At 38.1% G+C, this 19,084-nt stretch carries 17 protein-coding genes and 1 tRNA gene; 3 read left to right on the forward strand and 15 right to left on the reverse strand.

Annotation, left to right across the window (positions count from 1 at the left end; genetic code table 11):
- Window positions 1-137: 137 nt before the first annotated feature.
- On the reverse strand, window positions 138-1,271 hold the full coding sequence (locus tag WG906_RS09140) for a FecR family protein (protein ID WP_339992282.1): 1,134 nt from the start codon (window positions 1,269-1,271) through the stop codon (window positions 138-140).
- 104 nt (window positions 1,272-1,375) lie between these two features.
- Between WG906_RS09140 and WG906_RS09145 the strand changes: the two genes are divergently transcribed.
- Entirely contained in the window at window positions 1,376-1,957 is a 582-nt protein-coding gene (locus WG906_RS09145; protein WP_339992283.1) for an RNA polymerase sigma-70 factor, read from the forward strand.
- Window positions 1,958-2,022: 65 nt separating this feature from the next.
- On the opposite strand, the gene WG906_RS09150 is transcribed toward WG906_RS09145, so the two are convergent.
- The 10 genes from WG906_RS09150 to WG906_RS09195 all read right to left on the reverse strand — a co-directional run bounded on the left by WG906_RS09150 (window position 2,023) and on the right by WG906_RS09195 (window position 14,259).
- Window positions 2,023-2,787, reverse strand: coding sequence for a rhamnogalacturonan acetylesterase (locus WG906_RS09150; RefSeq protein WP_339992284.1), 765 nt, complete (start codon window positions 2,785-2,787; stop codon window positions 2,023-2,025).
- Between the two features lie 18 nt (window positions 2,788-2,805).
- Complete coding sequence (locus WG906_RS09155) at window positions 2,806-3,540, reverse strand: rhamnogalacturonan acetylesterase (protein ID WP_339992285.1); 735 nt, start codon at window positions 3,538-3,540, stop codon at window positions 2,806-2,808.
- Between the two features lie 398 nt (window positions 3,541-3,938).
- Window positions 3,939-6,317 carry a PAS domain S-box protein gene (locus WG906_RS09160; RefSeq protein ID WP_339992286.1) on the reverse strand — a complete coding sequence of 793 codons (2,379 nt, stop codon included), beginning with the start codon at window positions 6,315-6,317 and terminating at the stop codon, window positions 3,939-3,941.
- 593 nt (window positions 6,318-6,910) lie between these two features.
- Window positions 6,911-8,068, reverse strand: coding sequence for a glycoside hydrolase family protein (locus WG906_RS09165; protein WP_339992287.1), 1,158 nt, complete (start codon window positions 8,066-8,068; stop codon window positions 6,911-6,913).
- A complete protein-coding gene (locus WG906_RS09170) occupies window positions 8,037-8,690 on the reverse strand; it encodes a hypothetical protein (protein ID WP_339992288.1) in 654 nt (217 codons plus the stop codon). Before WG906_RS09170 ends, WG906_RS09165 begins: the two co-directional genes overlap by 32 nt.
- The gene (locus WG906_RS09175) at window positions 8,687-9,151 is read right to left on the reverse strand and encodes a three component ABC system middle component (protein ID WP_339992289.1); all 465 of its coding nucleotides are present in this window, start codon (window positions 9,149-9,151) and stop codon (window positions 8,687-8,689) included. The genes WG906_RS09170 and WG906_RS09175 overlap by 4 nt, the downstream gene beginning before the upstream one ends.
- Window positions 9,148-10,374 (reverse strand): hypothetical protein, encoded by a 1,227-nt coding sequence (locus WG906_RS09180; protein WP_339992290.1) that lies wholly within the window; start codon window positions 10,372-10,374, stop codon window positions 9,148-9,150. The genes WG906_RS09175 and WG906_RS09180 overlap by 4 nt, the downstream gene beginning before the upstream one ends.
- A gap of 171 nt (window positions 10,375-10,545) precedes the next feature.
- A complete protein-coding gene (gene mobC, locus WG906_RS09185) occupies window positions 10,546-12,579 on the reverse strand; it encodes a conjugal transfer protein MobC (protein ID WP_339992291.1) in 2,034 nt (677 codons plus the stop codon).
- Between the two features lie 10 nt (window positions 12,580-12,589).
- The gene (locus WG906_RS09190) at window positions 12,590-13,867 is read right to left on the reverse strand and encodes a relaxase/mobilization nuclease domain-containing protein (RefSeq protein ID WP_339992292.1); all 1,278 of its coding nucleotides are present in this window, start codon (window positions 13,865-13,867) and stop codon (window positions 12,590-12,592) included.
- Window positions 13,849-14,259, reverse strand: coding sequence for a mobilization protein (locus WG906_RS09195; RefSeq protein ID WP_339992293.1), 411 nt, complete (start codon window positions 14,257-14,259; stop codon window positions 13,849-13,851). The genes WG906_RS09190 and WG906_RS09195 overlap by 19 nt, the downstream gene beginning before the upstream one ends.
- A gap of 578 nt (window positions 14,260-14,837) precedes the next feature.
- Here WG906_RS09195 and WG906_RS09200 point away from each other — a divergent pair.
- A complete protein-coding gene (locus WG906_RS09200; RefSeq protein ID WP_339992294.1) occupies window positions 14,838-16,388 on the forward strand; it encodes a recombinase family protein in 1,551 nt (516 codons plus the stop codon).
- Here WG906_RS09200 and WG906_RS09205 read toward each other — a convergent pair.
- Window positions 16,351-16,427 (reverse strand) — tRNA-Asn (locus tag WG906_RS09205). The genes WG906_RS09200 and WG906_RS09205 overlap by 38 nt on opposite strands.
- A gap of 109 nt (window positions 16,428-16,536) precedes the next feature.
- Here WG906_RS09205 and WG906_RS09210 point away from each other — a divergent pair.
- Window positions 16,537-17,457, forward strand: a complete 921-nt coding sequence (locus WG906_RS09210; RefSeq protein ID WP_339992295.1) for a PfkB family carbohydrate kinase — start codon at window positions 16,537-16,539, stop codon at window positions 17,455-17,457.
- Between the two features lie 42 nt (window positions 17,458-17,499).
- Here WG906_RS09210 and WG906_RS09215 read toward each other — a convergent pair whose 3' ends face one another.
- The 3 genes from WG906_RS09215 to WG906_RS09225 are packed head-to-tail and all read right to left on the reverse strand — an operon-like array spanning window position 17,500 to window position 18,945.
- Entirely contained in the window at window positions 17,500-17,748 is a 249-nt protein-coding gene (locus tag WG906_RS09215) for a cytochrome b5 domain-containing protein (RefSeq protein WP_339992296.1), read from the reverse strand.
- Window positions 17,748-18,434 (reverse strand): lycopene cyclase domain-containing protein, encoded by a 687-nt coding sequence (locus WG906_RS09220; protein ID WP_339992297.1) that lies wholly within the window; start codon window positions 18,432-18,434, stop codon window positions 17,748-17,750. The genes WG906_RS09215 and WG906_RS09220 overlap by 1 nt, the downstream gene beginning before the upstream one ends.
- The gene (locus WG906_RS09225; protein ID WP_339992298.1) at window positions 18,427-18,945 is read right to left on the reverse strand and encodes a hypothetical protein; all 519 of its coding nucleotides are present in this window, start codon (window positions 18,943-18,945) and stop codon (window positions 18,427-18,429) included. The genes WG906_RS09220 and WG906_RS09225 overlap by 8 nt, the downstream gene beginning before the upstream one ends.
- Window positions 18,946-19,084: the final 139 nt, after the last annotated feature.

Here is a 19,084-nt window from a genome sequence, read left to right on the forward strand (position 1 = left end):
TATTGTTAGTTGCAATGATTTAAAACCTGAACAGCTAATAGCTGAACTTCCGGGAGTGTTGGTAGCATTCCCGGTTGGTTTATTTTAAGTAGGGCTCTTTTCTATTCTGTATCACTTAAATTAACATTTCTAGGTAATCAATTTGATACGATAACCCTCCTTCCTTTAACAGTGAAATGAACTTTTCCCAGCAACTCGAAATTTTTAAGAATTTCAGAGAGGTTTACAGAACGGGAGAATGTTCCAACAAACCTGTCATCGTTACTGCTAAGATTATATTCTACCTCTACGTCGTACCAACGACTGATAATCGTCATAATGCTCTTGATATCCTGGTTATCAAAAATGAAATAGCCACTTTTCCATGCAATAGCCTCTTCTGCATTAATTTGCGCGATGTCAATCTCTGATCTTCCTTTATAGCTGATTGACTGCTGACCCGGAACAAGCATTTTACTCTGCTTAGAATTCGCGACAGTTACACTTCCCTCAAGTAAGGTAGTGCTGACATGTTCTTCATTATGGTATGCTTTAACGTTAAAGCTAGTACCGAGCACCTTAACTTCTGTACCATTAGCAGATACTCTGAATGGCTTTTTCTTATTTTTCGCAACTTCAAAATATGCTTCACCTTCAAGCTCTACTGTTCTGTCCTTACCGCTAAATACAACCGGAAACGTTAACTTACTGTCTGAATTAAGCCACACTTTTGAACCATCTGGCAATACTAATTCGTATTCACCTCCACGTGGTATATAAATGGTATTTAAATGGGTGGCGGCACTTGCATTATTGGAATTATAGACAATTCTGCCATTTTCCTTAGATATCGCGGAAGGTCCTTGCTGTGCAACAAGGCCATTTTTAGAAGCTCCCAGATCCACCTGCGATCCGTCCGATAAAATAAGTATCGCCTTGTTTGATCCCGGAAGGATCGGGACAGGCTTAGGTTTAATCACTACTCTATTTTTAGTATCACCTGAAATACTGTTGAAATAGTACAAGCCACCAAGCATACAAAAAACAACACAAGCTGCTGCAACCCATCTTAGCCAGGGGTAAATTTTGACAGGAGAAGAGTTCTTAATGCTTTTAATTAAGCGGGTGTAGATTTCACTCTTAATTTCCTCTTCATTTCCCAACTCGCTCTCATCCCACTTGTTTACTAATGAAAAAGTATCCTGATAGTTTTCAAGAAGCAATTCTTCTTCCCTGGTACAATGGCCGGAACTGCACTTTTCATAAAGTGAAATGAATTCTTGTTTCGTCATGGTTATAATCAGTTATATGTATAGTTCCTAAAACACCGGGGCACACACATAAATTTTTTATATTTTTTTAATCATCCTTTTATATTAATTTTAAGGGACCGATTATGCTCAACCGCCTTTCACCGGATTCTGATTTACTTGACGCTATAAAGCTTGATGACGAAAAGGCATTTGCGTTGCTTTTTGACCGCTATTGGTCTAAAATTTATAGCACCTCAAATCGTTACCTTAAAGACGGGTCAGCATCATCAGATATTGTTCATGATATCTTTCTGGGAATATGGCTTAAAAGGGCCGAATTAAAAATCACTTCTCTTCAGGCTTATTTAACTACCGCAGCCCGATACCGGGTATATAAACAGCTGGAAAAAGGAAAGAAAAACATTTTAAAATACGAAAAAGATCTGGAAATACATGATACTTGCTTAATTAACAATCAGGCAGACTCCAACTTTATATTCAAAGATTTAGAGAAAGAGGTTAACACATACCTGTCTAAATTGCCTAACAGGTGCCGCGAAATATTTATTCTGAGCAGAAAGGAACACCTCTCAAATGATGAAATTGCTATTAAACTAGGAATCTCTAAACGGACAGTCGAAAATCAGCTCACTCACGCGTTGAGACAAATCCGCTTATCTTTAAAAGATGTTTCTGTTATTCTTCTGTTACTTTATGGAATTTAAAATCTGCCTGTATAATAGCTGCCAATACTGGGTCCTGCGACCTTCTACTCGTAGTTCCGAAAAAGTTATAATTTTGAACTGGGCTTTACAACTCTGTGATAAAGATCGAGATTTAGTTTTTTCATTTCATCAAGAACCAACTCTGCTAATAGACGCGCACCGTATTCACTGAAATGGGTATTATCGTTTACTCCATTCGGGAACTGAGGATTTGCGCCGGGCTCAGAAATATTAAATAATAATTTAGAATTCTCGGGACCAAATGATTCGTAAAGCTGGCGGCTTCTGGTATCAAGATCTACCATCGGAACTTTGAGCGCTGCGGAAACCTCTGCCACCACTTTTGAATATTCGACATGAGTTTCTGAAGCCTTACCATCTTTATCGAATTTACGCCGTGATACCGGAGTTACGAGTACGGGCGTCGCTTGTTTAGCTCTGGTTTCCGTTATAAACCGGATAAGGTTCTTTCGATAATCCTCAGGAGAAGTGTATCGCTCTTTATATATTTCCTCTTTCGCTTCATCATTATGGCCAAATTGCATAAAAACATAATCACCTTTCTTTAATGCATTTGCAACGGGCATCCAGCGATTCTCACTAATAAAGGTTCTCGTACTTCTTCCTCCTCTGGCATGGTTGCTTACCTCAACAGTTTTGTCGAAAAACACGGCGAAAGGTGTTCCCCAACCGGTTACAGGAGCTTGCGACACGGGTTGAGTACAAACGGTGGAATCTCCAATTAAATAAACGACTATAGTATCCTCATCAGACAGAGCAAAGGAAAAGAGAGTAAAAACTACTGCCAGAGCTACTATTTTATTAAGCATATGCATAAATTATATCTTTTATTTCTTAAGTGCAGGTGTGAAAAAATGATGGGAAATAACACCCGGATTAAGCGCCTTAAGTTCAGCGTAAACAATTTCAGCCATTTTACGGGCCCCAAGCTCACTGAAATGAGTATCGTCTACCTTTCCATCCGGATAATTAGGATGCTGCCCAGGCTTAAGATAATTAAACAGCCATTTAGAATTCTCAGAGCCGAACTCCTGTAGTAAAGCCTGGCTTTTCCGGCCTAAGTCAACTAAACCCACTTTTTTTCGTTCTGCAACTTTACGAACCAGCTCAGAATAGACTTTGTGAGTATCTTGAACTTTGCCCTCTGAATTAAAATTTCTTCTTGCTGCAGGAGTAATTAAAACCGGAATAGCCTTTTTTGACCTGGAATCGTTGATAAACTTTATAAGATTATCCTGAAACTCTCTCTTTTTTGTTGATTGAACTTTGCTGGCTACCTCATCGTTGTGACCAAATTGTATAAGGACGATATCTCCTTCCTGCAGGCTGTCGACGATAGGAGCCCAGCGATTTTCTGCAATAAATGATTTAGTACTTCTTCCGTTCTGAGCGGTATTGTAAACAAGAGTTGATGTAGTATCAAAAAACTTTGCGAACATCATCCCCCATCCGGTATCAGGATACGCGTTTAACTGTTTGACTGACATAGTTGAGTCGCCGACCAAAAACACCCTAAGTTTTCGTTGCTGACTTGTAAAGCTAAAGCCAACGAGGGCTAGCATAAGCAAAATATATTTAATGTGAAGCTTCATATATGTGTTATCTTGAACGTGCAGATTTTGATTTGGCATCATTTTCAACCACTAAGTATCCTTCATAACCGATTAGTTTCGTATTCATCAGTCTGATATCTTTACTGGTAACACCTCTCACTGAAATCCAACAAATTATCTGCTAAAATTAGCTATTGCAGTGGAGGGATCAAAGTGCATCAGGATTAAAAATTGTGGCATTAAAACAAAAGGATGATTTAATATTTGTTGAAGTTTTTCGAAATTATGGACACTGTTTGTTCGGCTTTATAAAGAGCATCTGTCTTAACAGTACCGTTGTGGAAAGTGAAGAGAACGAATGGAAACCAATGACTTCAGAGTCTCTTCGAAAGTAATCGACTACCAAATTAAATAAGCTCTGCTACAAGATTTTTCGTTATTTTCTTATATAAATGACTTGGCTCGAAGGGCTTCAAAATAAAGTCATTCATTCCCTTTTTCACAAACATTTCTTTACTTCCCTCGCCCACACTACCAGTCAACGCTATAATCGGCAATTCCTGGTATTTTTTTCCGGATAAAGCCCTGATTAATCTAACTGCTTCAAAGCCACCCATTACCGGCATATAGATGTCCATTAATACCATATCATAGCTGCCGGCTTTGACTTTTTCAATTGCCTCCAGACCATTTTCGGCAAAGTCTACTTTAACACTCCACTTGTCAAGTACTTTTCTGGCCAGCAATCTATTAATGGCATTATCATCAACAACAAGCAAGTGTTTGAAAAGTGGAGCTTGTTGTTCAGGATACAAAATTTTAGTAGCCGAGGTTAATACTTTTGGAAAGGTAATTGAAAAATCAAAGGTCGTACCCTTGCCCAATTCACTTTTTACCCCAATTGACGACTGATTAAGAAGGATAAGTTTTTGGGTTATTGCCAGGCCAAGCCCTGTACCTCCATATTTTCGGGATGTGTCCATTTCGGCTTGAGTGTAAGCTTCGAATATGCTATCAAGTTTGTCTGCTGGTATACCAATCCCAGTGTCGCTTACTTCAAATTTAACATTCACATCAGTATCCGTTTCTTCCTTTTTAATAACTTTAAGCTTAACCTCGCCCTTTTCAGTAAACTTTACTGCATTGCCGAGTAAGTTCATAAAAATCTGGTAAAGCCTAGTCGAATCTCCTAATACTTCTTTAGGCAGGTTGTCATCAACTTCAAAATTAACAACAACACTTTTGCCTTCCGTTTTAAACTTTAAAGATTCAATAGTTTTTGAGGCAAGTTCCCGAAGATCTACCGGCACGCTTTCAAGCTGAAGGTTGCCCGTTTCAATTTTAGTGAAGTCGAGGACGTCATTAATCAGAGTAAGAAGCTTCTGTGCTGAGAATTTAAGAATATTTAAATTATTTAATTGGCGCTCCAATGGCTCTTCATCAATCAATATGCTTGTCATACCGATCACAGCATTGAGAGGAGTGCGCATTTCATGGCTGATTACTGAAAGAAAATTCTCTTTGGCCTTACTCAAGCCAATTGCATCTTCACGCGTTTTGATCAATTGCTCTTCAGCATGTTTACGAGCAGTTATATCTACTATGACAGAAACCTGCTTTTCAACCTTGCCAGCTTCATTAGTAAGTGGGTTATTCGAAGAAAATATCCATATAGGTGTGCGGTCCTTTTTATAAAGCAACGCCTCTGTTTCATAGGGTTTAATTTGAGCCAGGAGCTGTTTCGCTTTCGCAAGCAGTGTTCGGTCAGTCTTTTCTCCTACAAGGAGGTCTCCAAATGTTCTGCCTTTAAGCTCAGTAAGTTTATAACCAATTATATTTTCGGCAGCTGCATTCAACCACTCTATTTCGCTCCTGGAATTTCTTATAATTACTCCGGCTGCTGACTTTTCAACTGCAACTGACAATGTTTTAAGCTTTTCTTCGCTCTCCTTCCTCTCGGTAATGTCCCTGCCGTTTACCAGCCATTTATCATCATTGATGACATCCGACCACTCGAACCATTTAACCTGGCCAGCCTTTGTTATCACGCGGGTTTCTAAACGAAAGGCAGTTTTCCCCCTTGCTATCTCTTCATATACTGCTGGCATCACCCGTTCACGTTCGCCCGGCAAAGTGAAATCCCAGATATTTTTTGACATTGCTTCCTTAACCGTATAGCCAAGTAGCGAATAAATTGAATCGTTGATGAATTCAATCACTCCGTCACTATTTATTATACAATGTATTTCTGTAGAGTTATTAAAAAGATTTTGAAACGACGTTGCCTGCTGCAATAATTTCTCAAGCTCACGATTCTTTTCGGCAAGTTCCAGATGAGCCATCACTTCGTTTGCAAGGATTTTCAATGCATCTTTCTGATATTGCTCTAACGCCCTCGGCTGATAATCAAGGACGCAAATAGTGCCAATATTAATACCATCGGTAGTTGTTAACGGATGTCCGGCGTAGAATCGTACTCCATCAGGACCCGCAACATGTGGGTAGTTTGCAAAACGCTGATCTTTCTGGGTATCGGGAACTTCAAGAAGAAAGTCATTCTGTATAGTTGTTTTGCAGATAGCAATATCAAGGGGAGCTTCTTTTACATCAATCCCCATAATAGATTTCATCCACTGTCTTTTATCATCTATAAAGCTAATTAACGCTACCGGGGTTTTGCATATATGGGACGCTAACCTCATAATGCTATCATACTGATGCTCAGATTCTGTATCTAAAATTTGATACTTTTTTAAAGCATCCAGCCTTTTTAACTCTTGATTCATAATTTAACGATACACAACGTTTTACGTTAAAAACGAACAAATGTTGTAAGAATGTGACGCTTATTTTTTACTAACCTGTTACATCTGAAAGGGTAATTTGAAATGCTAGTTCCAGGTCGGTTATTTGAAGAAGCTGAGCTTTGAAAGCTCTGTCTACCTTAAGTAACACAGCTTTTTCGCTAATTAAAAAAAGTTACCTCCTAAAAGCCTATCTCCTCTTGCGGATGTAGCTCAGAGAAACTTAATGTGTCACTCAATACGATTGATTTCGATTCACCAGATTGCCAGATCAAAAGGTTGTTATAAGCCAGATTTCTGTTACATATCTGCAACAAAACCTAGTGGAGTTCAACAAAATTGTCTGCTAAATTCGAAATTGCTGTGGACGCCTCAAAATCGTCAGAATGACAGAAGCATGCATAAACGCACTAAAAAGGCCATTTTATAGAAAGAAAGAAAGCCTCATATTTCAACATAGTTCATAGTAAGGGTACATTTAAATTCCTGAATAAGCAACATTCATAAAAAGAAAACTTTTGTTTATGCGAAATACAATTATTTCGAGGTTATAAAGTTTGGACTTGTCCGACTGTTCAATCATGTGATAAACTAGGTTTAGCATTTTGCTGTGGAGTTAGATTTGAAGGCAGTTGAACTACTCCTTTACCGCCCGCATTCCTAATTTTTTCTAATTCCCGGGGAAATTCCCCCCATACATTATTATAATATAGAGAGTTTTCAACGCTAACATCAGAAGAATTTTTTAATCCAATCAGTGAGTTGCTATCCTTGGCCTTCACCATTTTCACGCCAGATATCTTTGCGCCTAACACGTCATCCAGAAACACAACGTATCGGCTGTCTGGCTTTTCATAATTAAACGTGCTGTTGTTTACTGAAAGCTCTTTTACGTGTCTGGCCCACAAGCCATAAGATGGCTGTGTTTTAAGGTTGGACACATTATATTGTCCTACCCCAAGCTCTGGAGGGCTATTTTCTTTGTCGGATAATGGATTTCCGCCTTTTACAAGAACATGTACATCATTAAAAACAATATTTTTAATGTAGCCGGTATGCAGACGATTGGGTAAATTAAAATTCAGACCGCCTTCTACCACAGAAGACTCGGGAAGACTATAACCTGCTACGATCGGGGTTGCTCTACGTTGCTTGCCATCAAACGGTTTCCACCTTTTATCTGCCTCGCCGTAGGAGCTTCCTCCATAGACTTCGAAAATATCTATACCGTTGAGTATGATATTTTCAACCACACCAATATTCACATTATTTACCAGAAGCTCATCGTGCTTAACACCATTCTCATCAAATTTATGGCGGCTAACATTGGCACCCAGAATACGGCCACGATTAGATATGGAAATAAAAAACGGTGTGGTAGTTCTGTACATTTTCGATCGCGAGTGGATTGTGCCCGTATGTCCGCAATTAAGGTGTATATCCTTTATATGTGCTCCATCATTAGTTGAAATGGAAAAACCCGCTTTATTAGCGCCAAGTACATAAATGTTATCTACATGAGCATCCATTATATCATCAGCAGTTTCAGATCCGATCTGAAACAAATTGCAATTGGTATCGCCAATAATATTTCTCACCATAAAATGTCGCACAGGACGGGTAAATCCGAGGGAACAATCAGATCCGGGCTTCACGATATCATCAGAACTTACCTTACAATAAATATTGGTAACCGTAACATTATTGCAGGATTTTCGCAAGCTCCTTTTCAAGGTTATCTATTTTTTCTTTGGCTAAAACATTCCCAACGTCATCCACACCTATAGCAAGAAAGAAAATCCTTTCTAATGCTTCAATATATTTATCCCGATCATATAGATGATAATCAAAAAAGTTTTTTGTATGAGCAATTGTATCCTCAGACAAAGTGTTAAACAACAAAAAATACCGATATGAAATTTTAGAGCCAGCAGAAAGATGCTTACCGCCAAACGGTATTTTTAAGTTTTCGTCAATACCAAACTCTCTTTCAAGAATTGATTTGACTTGCTTTATATCGTTATTCTTTGCCAATTTTTCCGGGAAGGTATTATCACTGGAAAAGTAAATCTCATCTGAACCAATATTAATCACAGGGCTTTTTCTTGCGATTAAAAAATCTTTATCATTAATCCTAAAGTCTAAGCCATACCATGACACTGTTTCATTAATGACTTTTTCAGCAATGTTGGCTTTAGAAGAAAGCATACAATAATCAAATATGGATAACAAACTCGTTTTCCCCGTTCCACTTCCACCAGTAATCACATTTACTTTATTCGATAGAAAGTTTAATTCACGAGATTCAGCGCCATTTTTAAACCACAGGATTACTTTATTAATATGAAACTTCATAGCTCGATTTTCAATTTTAAATACAAAGAATTTTCGTTTTGACCTTTAAATAGGTATGCTAGCACTTCGATAGCAGGAAGAAAGTCAGTTGCTCTTTTACCAATGGTTCTTGAATACTCAGGACTAAAGTCAGAGGTATAGTTATAAACTATCTCATCTCTCCGGATCGTGATGATATTCATTTCGCTGAGAATTGTGATCGCATTTATAGACAACGGCAAGTAATCAACAAAACGAGCGTTAAAGCTGATAAAGCACTCTGGATTTTTCACAATAAACTCTTCTAAGCTTCTCTTTAAGGAACTACTTCTCAGTTTTCTTACTGTTGGATAATGTAAGATAAATGGCAAAACGAGTAGTGCTTTAGCAGATGTGATGCTACTAAATCCTTTTAAAAGATAGCCCAGAGCAACACATGCTAAAGCTTCATTGTTATTTATATAAGCTGAAGACTGTCTCATTGTTCATACCTTTTTTCCCAATCAAGATGCCATCCGATTGCTTTTTCTTCCGTTAATAAATAGAAATGTCCGTGGCTTAACTCCATGGTAAGTAGTGTTTCGTCAAATTGGAGTATTTGCTTTCTCATGTCATCCAACAACGACAAAGCTGATTCTTTTATCTCAGCATCAATATCACTAGATCGTAATCCTTGTTCCAGTTTAGCTTTAATCTTCCTATAAGTCGACTTGAAAGAGCTTTTGTGTATGAAACTTGTTGCATTATTAAACTTTTCACGATCCGATGATAAAAAGTCACCGTTTTCCTCCCAGTCTTTTAAATTATTAAGCAGTTGAAGCATTTGAGTTGTGTATGCTATTATCTCTTCTTTATCAGAAAGAGCTATATCTCCAATATCAATAAGTTGCTTAATAAACAGCTGTTGTTCAGGCTGGTCAGGCAGAATGTAAGGCAAGTCTCTTATAGGGAGCTTTGTACTAATCGCTACTTTGAAACATTTCCCAAATTTCTTATTGAAGGCTTCAAAGCTTATTACGTTTTTGATGCCTTTTTTTACGTTGAGATAGTTAGTATCTCTCAGTTCCGAATGTAGTGCTCTGTAAACATCATCAACTCTCTGGGGGATGTGAATTTTTTCCAACAATCTCTGTTTAATCTTTTGAATAAGATCATCGTGATTAAGTTCGAATGTGATGTTGTTAGCAAACCCATTTAATTTGTCTGAAGTTAAGTTCCTAAAGACATCAATGTAAGCTTTAATATCCGAATCTTTAGTGGTATTGGATAGTACTTTCAGGTAGTCTTTAAGCTCCTTAACTTTAATATCGCCATTTTGAAGCTTTATTAATTGCAAAATGAACGGGTTTTTAATTGACTGCTTGTTCGTGGCTATCTGAAATTCTGTGTCTCCAATAAATTTTTTAAAATCTATTTGCTCATTAATGATTTTGCTCCAATTAGCTATAGTTTTCCATAAATCTCCATCTCTTTCTGTAAGATTTATACTATTCCTTGAAGCATTCTTCTGAAGAGTGTGTTTAGTTTGTATTAGGATCTGTTTACCACTAGCAAGCTCTACATGTACATCATCCCTTACTTCAATCCCTATTTCTTCACCATGACGTAAATCAAGCAATAAATAAAAAAAGTGATAAAACTGATACTCAAATCCTATGGAAGTATCTGCTGCAGACGTCTCCTTTTGAGTTTTAGAAATTGGCATTATTATTCATTGGCATAGCTAGATAATATAATAGTAGTGAAAGAATATCGTACTCAGATCTACTTGGTAACTCCCAAAACTACTTAATTAATTAAATTTATTTAAAATTAACATTTTACGAAAAATAATTTGTGATTTGAATGTCCTAGCATTACGCTTACTATATCGATACTACATTGAAATAATTGATCCTTTCTCGATTTGTTTAGTGGATATAATTTCATCCCTTTCAACTGTATCTTGCTGGACAGCTTCATTACCAGTAGTCAATTTTGAAATTTCGATATCAATTAATCTATCTATTTGACCTTTAACCATCTTGTAATTTCCTTGAATATCTTCCTCTGTAACATTTCCGAATAACGGCATAGGTTTATAGCTATCCTCCTCTTTTTGTATGGCCACATGGTCATTTTGAATTTCGCTGTGAAAGACCTTAAGCCGCACTTTGCAGTCTGGATTGTCCGCTACGATGCCCACAAACTCCCCCGATGAAAGTGCGACTATCTTAGATGCTGGAATAGCAAAGTCAAGCTGTGTAGCTCTAGTGGTTGAGGTATCATTACTATTAATAGTCATACTATTTTTATCCTGCACAATCTTGCCAAAGCTTTCCGATAAAGACTTTGCAGTATCGCCAGTCACTTGTCCACTAATAATATTCCCTACGATACCAGTAATTACATCTGCCTGTTCAGCACCATAATCCTTTTTAAGCTGGCTGAAATCCTGCACTCCAAGAGTCGTAGCCACCTTGTTGCTTCTTGCCGTAGCAATCAAGCTATCAATATTATTGAAATAGATTGTAGGAAACTCATCGAATACTAAGCTGCATTTATGTTGGTTCTTCCTGTTAACCAGCTTAATCATCCGGGAAATGTATAAAGAAAGGACTGCTCCATAGATCTGTAGCTTCTGAGGATTATTTCCAACACAAACTATCTTCGGTTCCTCTGGATTGTTTATATCAAGCGTGAAGTCATTTCCGGAAAGAACATAGTACAATTGGGGTGAAGATAACCTTGCCAATCCAATTTTCGCTGAAGCTATCTGCCCTTCCAGTTGCGCCATAGCTTTATTGTGGTAAGCAGATATAAACGGATTGATTAATACTTTTATCTCTTCCTCCTGCTCCAGGATAGCAAATAAGCGATCATAATCTACTTGCATAAGTTCGATAACATGTGGAAGCGTACAATACTTTCCACCTTCGTATTTTCGCAGATACCAGATTATCGCGGTCAGGAAATTCATCGGTGATTCAACAAAAAAGTCGCCCTGTTTTTTGATCCATTCACGATTGAGGCCGAGCATGATTGTTCGGCTGGCTTCTGTTGCATCTGTAATATCTTCCATACTTTCAGGATGTAAAGGATTGCAACGATGCGTACGATTCAAATCATCAAAGTTGATCACATAAAACTTGGGAGCTACTTTATAATTCTTCTTGTATTTCAATAGCTTGTTGTAAGCAATCTTGGTCAGATCATCATATTTAAAATCATACAAAAACATGGTGAATCCCTTCTTGATATGCTGGTCGATGATGTGCCGGATAACAAAATAACTTTTACCAGCTCCCGGAGAGCCAGCAATAAGGACTCCCCTAAACATGTTGATTAGATTAATCCAGCTCCGACGTCGTTTACCCTTTAAGTTGTAAACAGCAGGAAGATTAACCGAATACTCGTTTTCCAAAAGCCTTTCTTCCTGGGGAAAAGTTTCGTTCTCTGTATTAAAAATATCTTTATTCAAGACAGTATTTAGCAATCTGGTTAAACGGACGCCGCCTGAAAGGATCAGCAAATAACCTGTTCCTGTTATGCCGATATAGCTAATCGCAATAAGCTGCGGAGCTATTCGTAAGTAAAATGATAAAGCACTTATAAAATACAGGAACAAGCCTGCCCCTATGTACACCAATATTGTTTTTTTCTTGGTGTCCTCGTCCTTTTTACCCTTTGCTCCTATCAGTGATATAAGAAGAAATAACAGAGCTGCGAGCTTAGGTTTAAACATACCCATGAACAATCCGGTGGAGGAAATATTTGTCAGAATCCGGTCGGTGATGTCTGCTGTCCAGCCCCATTTTTGAAAGGCCAGATAGCAGGTTAAATAGAAATGGATGCTTAAGATGGTTAGACTAATCATCCTCGTCAAGTCAATGATTTTTCTGAGGCCCTGGGTATCTTCTCCTGTTTGCATAACTCTTTGATTATAGTGATTGCTGCTGATCGTTTTGCTGACCTTTTTTCTTCTTTTTCTTTTTTGGGTGTGCTCCAAAAGAAAAATCTTGGGCGGGTTTTGAAAGGAAGCCTTTCAGAAGATTCACTTCTTCTGGTTTGATTAAATATGATTTTGATTCGTCCCGCTTTAGGTAGTTGGTTGGAGTTGGAGGTTTAAGGTATGTTTTAAGCTCGGGCTTGATTAGTTTATCTGAAATACCGAATCGTTCCGTGATAGCTTTAACAGCATAACCTTTCCCTAGATCACTTCCATTAAATACTGTCTTTCTGTTGTTGTCAATGAAAGTGATTCCAAAAGCGAAGCCCTGTTCGTTCTGTCTGAATACCACGTTAATGTTTTGCTTTGCCAATTCCGAAATGAAAGTGGCTTTGCTTATCGTGGTATATTTATCAAACACATCGTTGATGGTTTCTTTTAAGGGTTCCTTAAGGGCTTGTCGCTTTTCGTGATTTTGAGAGAACCGTCTCTCTAAATTAGCCATGGTAGGTTTGTTATAGATACTGCTCGCTTTAATTGGCACTCCCACCTGTTCGCCTTTTTCATTGATGATGCTATACATCAAACCATTCTTCTGAAACATCAGAGTATTCTCTCTTCCACGATTAGCAATCACATTAAACTGTTTAAGAACAGCGTTCATTTCTGCAAGGGAAGTGAATTTATATGTACCGACTACAGCATTTACGATATTGGTGATAGCTCTCTTTGTGGGACTCTTACCATAGTCAACCTTTGCCAGGTCAGCTGGCTTTATCTTCAGGGAATTGCTTAATCTCCTCCCCTCAGCCCTAATCAATTTAAACTCAATTTCCAGTTCCTTTCGGGCCGGCTCTGAAAGCTTCCTGCCTATATCATGAATATCTATCCTTCTGCCATCAGATTTAATGTTTGTAGTAGCGATGTGTAAATGTGGATGTGCCGCGTCGTTATGCCTATAAACTAGATATGGCTGATCTCCGAAACCAATCTTCTCCATGTACGTGATGGTGATTTGTTGAAGCTGTTCATTATTAAGCTTATCCTGGCTATCTAAATTCAGTGAAATGTGGATAGCATTGGTTTTTACTTTGTCCGTAAGCATCGTTAAATGCTGAAATCGTTGCAGCTTTTGGTGTAAACTCATTTGAGCAACATCAGCAGCAAAGCCACTGGCTAGAAGAAGCTGTGCCATCGATTTAGAAACCTTATTCTCATTATACTGCAGCATCCCTCGAATACTCTTACCGCTTATAATTTTGGCAACCATCTTTCAGCTAGTTTGGATACAATGATTAGTAAACGATCAATTTTCTCATCAACCTTTTTGTACAAGTCGGCAGTCTTCATTACATAGAATGCCCGTTCAGCACTGCTTTGACTTGTATGGAAGTATTTAGTCTGTTGATTGATATTAATTCCAATAGCTTTAAGTTCCTTTCGGATTAAAGCCATTTCCTCCATAGGGCCGTTAAGGGAAATATCCCGATAAAAGCAGTTTATTTTTTTCTGAGCAAGAATCTTCCTGGCTACTTCCCCAACCGAACTGCAATCACTCTCCTTTTGAAGTTTCTCTAATCGGTTAAAGAGCTCTTCGTTTACTCTGATGATAATAGGCTTACTTAAAATATCTTCTGGATTTGACAGCTTCTTTCTGGCCATACAAAATATTTTTATAGAGTTATAAGACTTCGCAAGTTCCGCAGCGAAGTCCCGGCCTCGAGGACGGCAAGATATTTTCGTATACGAAAATACATCTTGCTGCCCGCTACACGAGGGCCAATGCTTACCGTCCGGCTACTGCGGATCTTGTTCAGACTTTCTAAATTGATAGCAAAGGTGAGAAGCTTGATTTATTGAAATACGCAATGGACACGGTAGATGCGAGAGAAAATAATTTCTGCATGTAGTCCTTATACCAAAGTCGTGAAGCTTTTAAAAACTACCGCCTTCGGAATTTACAAGTGATAAGGTTTCTTTAGTTTGATTTTATGTTTCATTTTAATCTTTCGCACCTTCCGTCATCCTTGCGAATACATTAAGCGAAACAGGTGCAGATTTGCTCTTTTAAGAAGAGAAAGGCGGAGATTTATGCCACAGGAAAATCGGTCTATAACCCCGGAAATGGTAGTTAAGATCCTTAAGGAAAAAGGTACAGAAATTTCTGTAAAGGATGCCGAAATCATTTTGGATTTCCTATATAAATTTGGTAAGTTAACACTAATTCAAGCTTTTAATCAATGAAGATCGCCGATTTATATATAAGAGTAAGTACTGACGAACAAGCCGATAAAGGTTATTCTCAACGAAATCAAGAAGAAGTTTTAAAAAGGTATTGCCAGATTAATTCTATTCAAATAAGAAAAGTAATTTTTGAAGATCATTCAGCTAAGACCTTTAATCGCCCTGAATGGAAAAAACTATTGCTAGACCTCAAGAAAACTAAAGGCAAGCTAACGGATTATGTCTTATTTACTAAATGGGATCGGTTCAGCAGGAATGCGGGCGATGCATATCAGATGATTAGCACCTTACGGAATTGGGCCATTGAACCGCAAGCTATTGAGCAACCCTTAGACATAACCATTCCTGAGAATAAATTAATGCTTGCAATCTATTTATCTACACCAGAGGTAGAAAATGATAGAAGAGCACTAAATGTTGTTCATGGCATGCGGCGAGCTAGAAAAGAAGGACGTTGGATGTCTCTAGCGCCTGTTGGATATAAAAATGTAACCTTAGAGAATGGAAAAAAATCTATTGTCCCCAATGAGCCCGCTGCGACCATAATTAAACAAGCATTTGAAAGGATTGCGTCCGGGCAATTTTCGACCGAACAAATTTGGAAAGTGTCGAGAGCTAATGGGTTAGCCTGTGGGAAAAACAGATTTCTTGTTGCAATGCGCAATCCTGTTTATTGTGGCAAAATCTTCATTGAGCAATTCAAGGATGAAAAAAGCCATATAGTACCAGGTCTTCATAAGGCCTTAATTTCAGAATCTTTATTCTACGAAGCACAAGATGCAATGGACGGACGGAAGAGACAGCAGGGAACAAAGGTGGTGTCCCAAGATGAGTTACCATTGAGAGGCTTTCTTTTGTGCACCAAATGCTCTAGAGTTCTAACTGGTAGTGCTTCAAAAGGGCGAAAGCAGTATTATTACTATTACCACTGTTCCTCAGCTTGTGGCTGCAGATACAAGGCAGAAGAAGTAAATTCTGCATTTCTAAATGAGCTTAAACGATATGTGCCGGTACCGGGGATTGCTGAACTTTGCGAAGATGTGATTAGAGACTTGTATAATCGTGAGTTTGCAACTAAAGGAGATGGCCAAAATGATATCATAAAATCTATTACTGAAATAAATGGCAAATTAAGCAGGGGCCGTGAATTACTGTTAAATGGGGACATAGACGGAAATGACTTCCGGCTTATTAAAACTGAGTGCGAAGATAAAATCACTAGACTCGAAGCCAAACTAGCAGAACTATCTGTTAAGACAATTAATATAAATTCCATCCTAAACAAAGCCATAAAAAATCTTACAAATCTGGCTTCAATGTATGAAAACGGCGATATTTCATTAAAACGGGAAATTATTGGTTCGATGTACCCCGAAAAATTAAGTTTTGATGGAACACAACATCGAACCACTCGTATCAATGAAGCAATCCAACTTATCTATCAGATTTCCAACAAATTAGTGGGTAAAAAAAGAAGGGCAAGCCATGATTTTTCATGCTTGCCCACTGTGGCTCCCGAAGCTGGGCTCGAACCAGCGACCCTCTGATTAACAGTCAGATGCTCTAACCAGCTGAGCTATTCGGGAGTTCCTGGTTATGAAACAAGTTTAAACTTGTGTCCCGTTTGGGAATGCAATAGTCGGGATTTTAAATTATTTATGCAATATTTGCGTACATTTTTTTTTAAAAATATTTATGAGCTTAGTTGTTATCGGCACTGTGGCCTTCGATGCCATAGAAACGCCTTTCGGAAAAACAGACAAAATAGTGGGTGGAGCGGCCACATACGCAAGTTTAGCGGCTTCTTATTTCTACGAACAGGTTAAAATCGTAGGCGTTGTTGGCGACGATTTCCACCAGGAAGATATCCAATCTATCAAGGACCATGGCATAGACGTTGAAGGATTGCAGATTAAAGAAGGCGAAAAATCGTTTTTCTGGGCAGGAAAATATCACAACGACATGAATAGTCGCGATACTTTGATTACCGAATTAAATGTACTTGCCGATTTCGATCCTATTATTCCGGAATCTTACCAGGATTGTCAATACTTATTATTAGGTAACCTTACTCCCCAAATTCAGCAAATAACCATACAGCGGCTAAAAAATCGTCCCAAACTGATTGTGCTCGATACCATGAACTTTTGGATGGACGTAGCTATGGCCGATTTACTCGAAACCCTTAAAATGGTGGATGTTCTAACAATTAATGATGCCGAAGCTCGTCAGCTTTCAGGAGAATATTCTTTAGTTAAAGCAGCAAATAAAATATTAAAAATGGGGCCTAAATATCTTATCATAAAGAAAGGGGAACACGGTGCCTTGTTATTTAGCGAAGACAAAATATTCTCTGCACCTGCGCTGCCTTTAGCTGAAGTATTTGATCCAACCGGCGCTGGCGACACTTTCGCGGGCGGCTTTATAGGCTACTTAGCTAAAGTTGGTACAATTAATTTCAATAACATGAAAAATGCCATTATATATGGCTCTGCTCTGGCATCTTTCTGCGTTGAGAAATTTGGCACAGAAAAAATAAAAAACCTGAGCAATGAAGAGGTTGAGGCAAGAATAAAAGAATTTATTAATCTGAGCAGCTTTGTAATAGAACAATAATATAAAATTGATTGGGCAGTGCTTTCAGACTGCCCAATTTTATCACTTACCTATAATACTTCCTAGCCTCCCGATGGCCTGAAACTTTTCAAACACCGACTCTGTGTGTGGGGCGTCTTTTAATTCATCGGTTAAGTCCTGTCCTGCCCAATGTTCGTAATGCTTCCCGTTTTGCCACAAGCGGCTTGCGGAAACATCATAAATAACCCCTTTGTAAGCTACCCATATTTCAGGTTTGTCCTGTCCATTCCGGAGTGCTAATTGGTTTTTTGTATAGAAAGGCAAACTCATCAGCTCAATTTCTGGTTTCTCTTCTTAAAATATTCGAAAAAAAGCATATTCATTAACAACATTGAAAGAGAATAAAAATGGTCTTCAAAAGGGATAGTACCGACCCTGAATCCCGCGTTTTCAGCATTATTATACATTACAATTGGGATACCGGTTAGAATTCCGTTCACAATATAAAATGGGATCAGGGACACAAAATAAGCGAGATAGAACCTGCTTAACTGATAAGGACGCCTGACCAGCACAAAAACACTTAGAAACAACAACAATCCAAAAGTTATTAAAGAATATACCCGGTCATAGTAAAACAGAAGCATACAACTCGAGATGGTTAGCCAAAAAATACTTATAAAAGTTGTCAGGCCTGCGAGAATATCTCGTTTAACATAATAATTGAGACACTCGTAAATAAACAAACAAGCAAACGGAACAGTAATAAAAAATAAGATCTCTTCAATCGGAAGATTAAAAAAATAAAGCCCGATAACATAGTCTGCATTGAAAGACCACACATGGTAAAGGGTAAAAATATAATCCCAGGCCAGAAATACCAATCCTGTAATGAGCAAGCCCGGCACAATGAATTTCCAGCTTTTAAAGAACCTCACCCGCTTATCAAATGATAAAACTATGGGAAAAAACAGCGTGAAAAAATTAATCAGAAGATAGGAAAAATGTTTATCCATGAGCAATTACCTGCTCTAAGGTAGCGATTTCTAACGGACTGCATCTTTTCGTTTCCTTCATAAAACCCACAAGATTCAATAACAGGGGCTTGTCCATAGCTCCGAACTTCTTTTGTTTCGCCAGCTCAATAATTTTCCTTTTATCTGCTTCAAGATGCTTACTGTAACCGAGGAAGGCGGGAATATAATGCTCAAGACTAAACCGGAGAAAACGTATTTCGAGGTTATCCGGACTTTTACTGACAGCAGCTTCTAGTGTTTTTAATCCACTCTTAAGATAAGAGATTTTATTATAGGGGTTAAATGCATGGCGTGCTCTTATTGCCTGAGCCGAACCGAAATAGGCCATTACAATGGGTTCGGAAGAATTTTGACTTTTTAAGCTCTGATAGAACCTGTCGGCCGCCTTTTCATCGTTTACCGCAGAATAGTAATCCTTTCTGATTTGTGGTAAATCACTCGCATTAAGAGTTGCGGAAGCAAAAAGCATAATGAATAATAATCGAACCATAAGAATGAAACGCAGGAGACCTGGCTAATAGTTTGCAAAATATAATATTCTTACAACTTCTGACAAAACCTGTTATCAAAGCTAAGTAATATATAAAAAATGCGCTTAAATTGAAATGAAAGAGTAAGAGTTAAAACAA

It is taken from the genome of Pedobacter superstes, assembly GCF_037622515.1.
Lineage (GTDB): Bacteria > Bacteroidota > Bacteroidia > Sphingobacteriales > Sphingobacteriaceae > Paradesertivirga > Paradesertivirga superstes.

Coding starts and splice junctions, on each gene's coding strand:
- WG906_RS09195 (WP_339992293.1), bottom strand. CDS start 14,259: ATGGCCAGAAAGAAGCTGTCAAATCCAGAAGATATTTTAAGTAAGCCT.
- WG906_RS09155 (WP_339992285.1), bottom strand. CDS start 3,540: ATGCTAGCCCTCGTTGGCTTTAGCTTTACAAGTCAGCAACGAAAACTT.
- WG906_RS09150 (WP_339992284.1), bottom strand. CDS start 2,787: ATGCTTAATAAAATAGTAGCTCTGGCAGTAGTTTTTACTCTCTTTTCC.
- WG906_RS09190 (WP_339992292.1), bottom strand. CDS start 13,867: ATGGTTGCCAAAATTATAAGCGGTAAGAGTATTCGAGGGATGCTGCAG.
- mobC (WP_339992291.1), bottom strand. CDS start 12,579: ATGCAAACAGGAGAAGATACCCAGGGCCTCAGAAAAATCATTGACTTG.
- WG906_RS09140 (WP_339992282.1), bottom strand. CDS start 1,271: ATGACGAAACAAGAATTCATTTCACTTTATGAAAAGTGCAGTTCCGGC.
- WG906_RS09145 (WP_339992283.1), top strand. CDS start 1,376: ATGCTCAACCGCCTTTCACCGGATTCTGATTTACTTGACGCTATAAAG.
- WG906_RS09215 (WP_339992296.1), bottom strand. CDS start 17,748: ATGAGTTTGCCTTTCTATACAAAAAACCAATTAGCACTCCGGAATGGA.
- WG906_RS09210 (WP_339992295.1), top strand. CDS start 16,537: ATGAGCTTAGTTGTTATCGGCACTGTGGCCTTCGATGCCATAGAAACG.
- WG906_RS09225 (WP_339992298.1), bottom strand. CDS start 18,945: ATGGTTCGATTATTATTCATTATGCTTTTTGCTTCCGCAACTCTTAAT.
- WG906_RS09200 (WP_339992294.1), top strand. CDS start 14,838: ATGAAGATCGCCGATTTATATATAAGAGTAAGTACTGACGAACAAGCC.
- WG906_RS09180 (WP_339992290.1), bottom strand. CDS start 10,374: ATGCCAATTTCTAAAACTCAAAAGGAGACGTCTGCAGCAGATACTTCC.
- WG906_RS09160 (WP_339992286.1), bottom strand. CDS start 6,317: ATGAATCAAGAGTTAAAAAGGCTGGATGCTTTAAAAAAGTATCAAATT.
- WG906_RS09170 (WP_339992288.1), bottom strand. CDS start 8,690: ATGAAGTTTCATATTAATAAAGTAATCCTGTGGTTTAAAAATGGCGCT.
- WG906_RS09175 (WP_339992289.1), bottom strand. CDS start 9,151: ATGAGACAGTCTTCAGCTTATATAAATAACAATGAAGCTTTAGCATGT.
- WG906_RS09220 (WP_339992297.1), bottom strand. CDS start 18,434: ATGGATAAACATTTTTCCTATCTTCTGATTAATTTTTTCACGCTGTTT.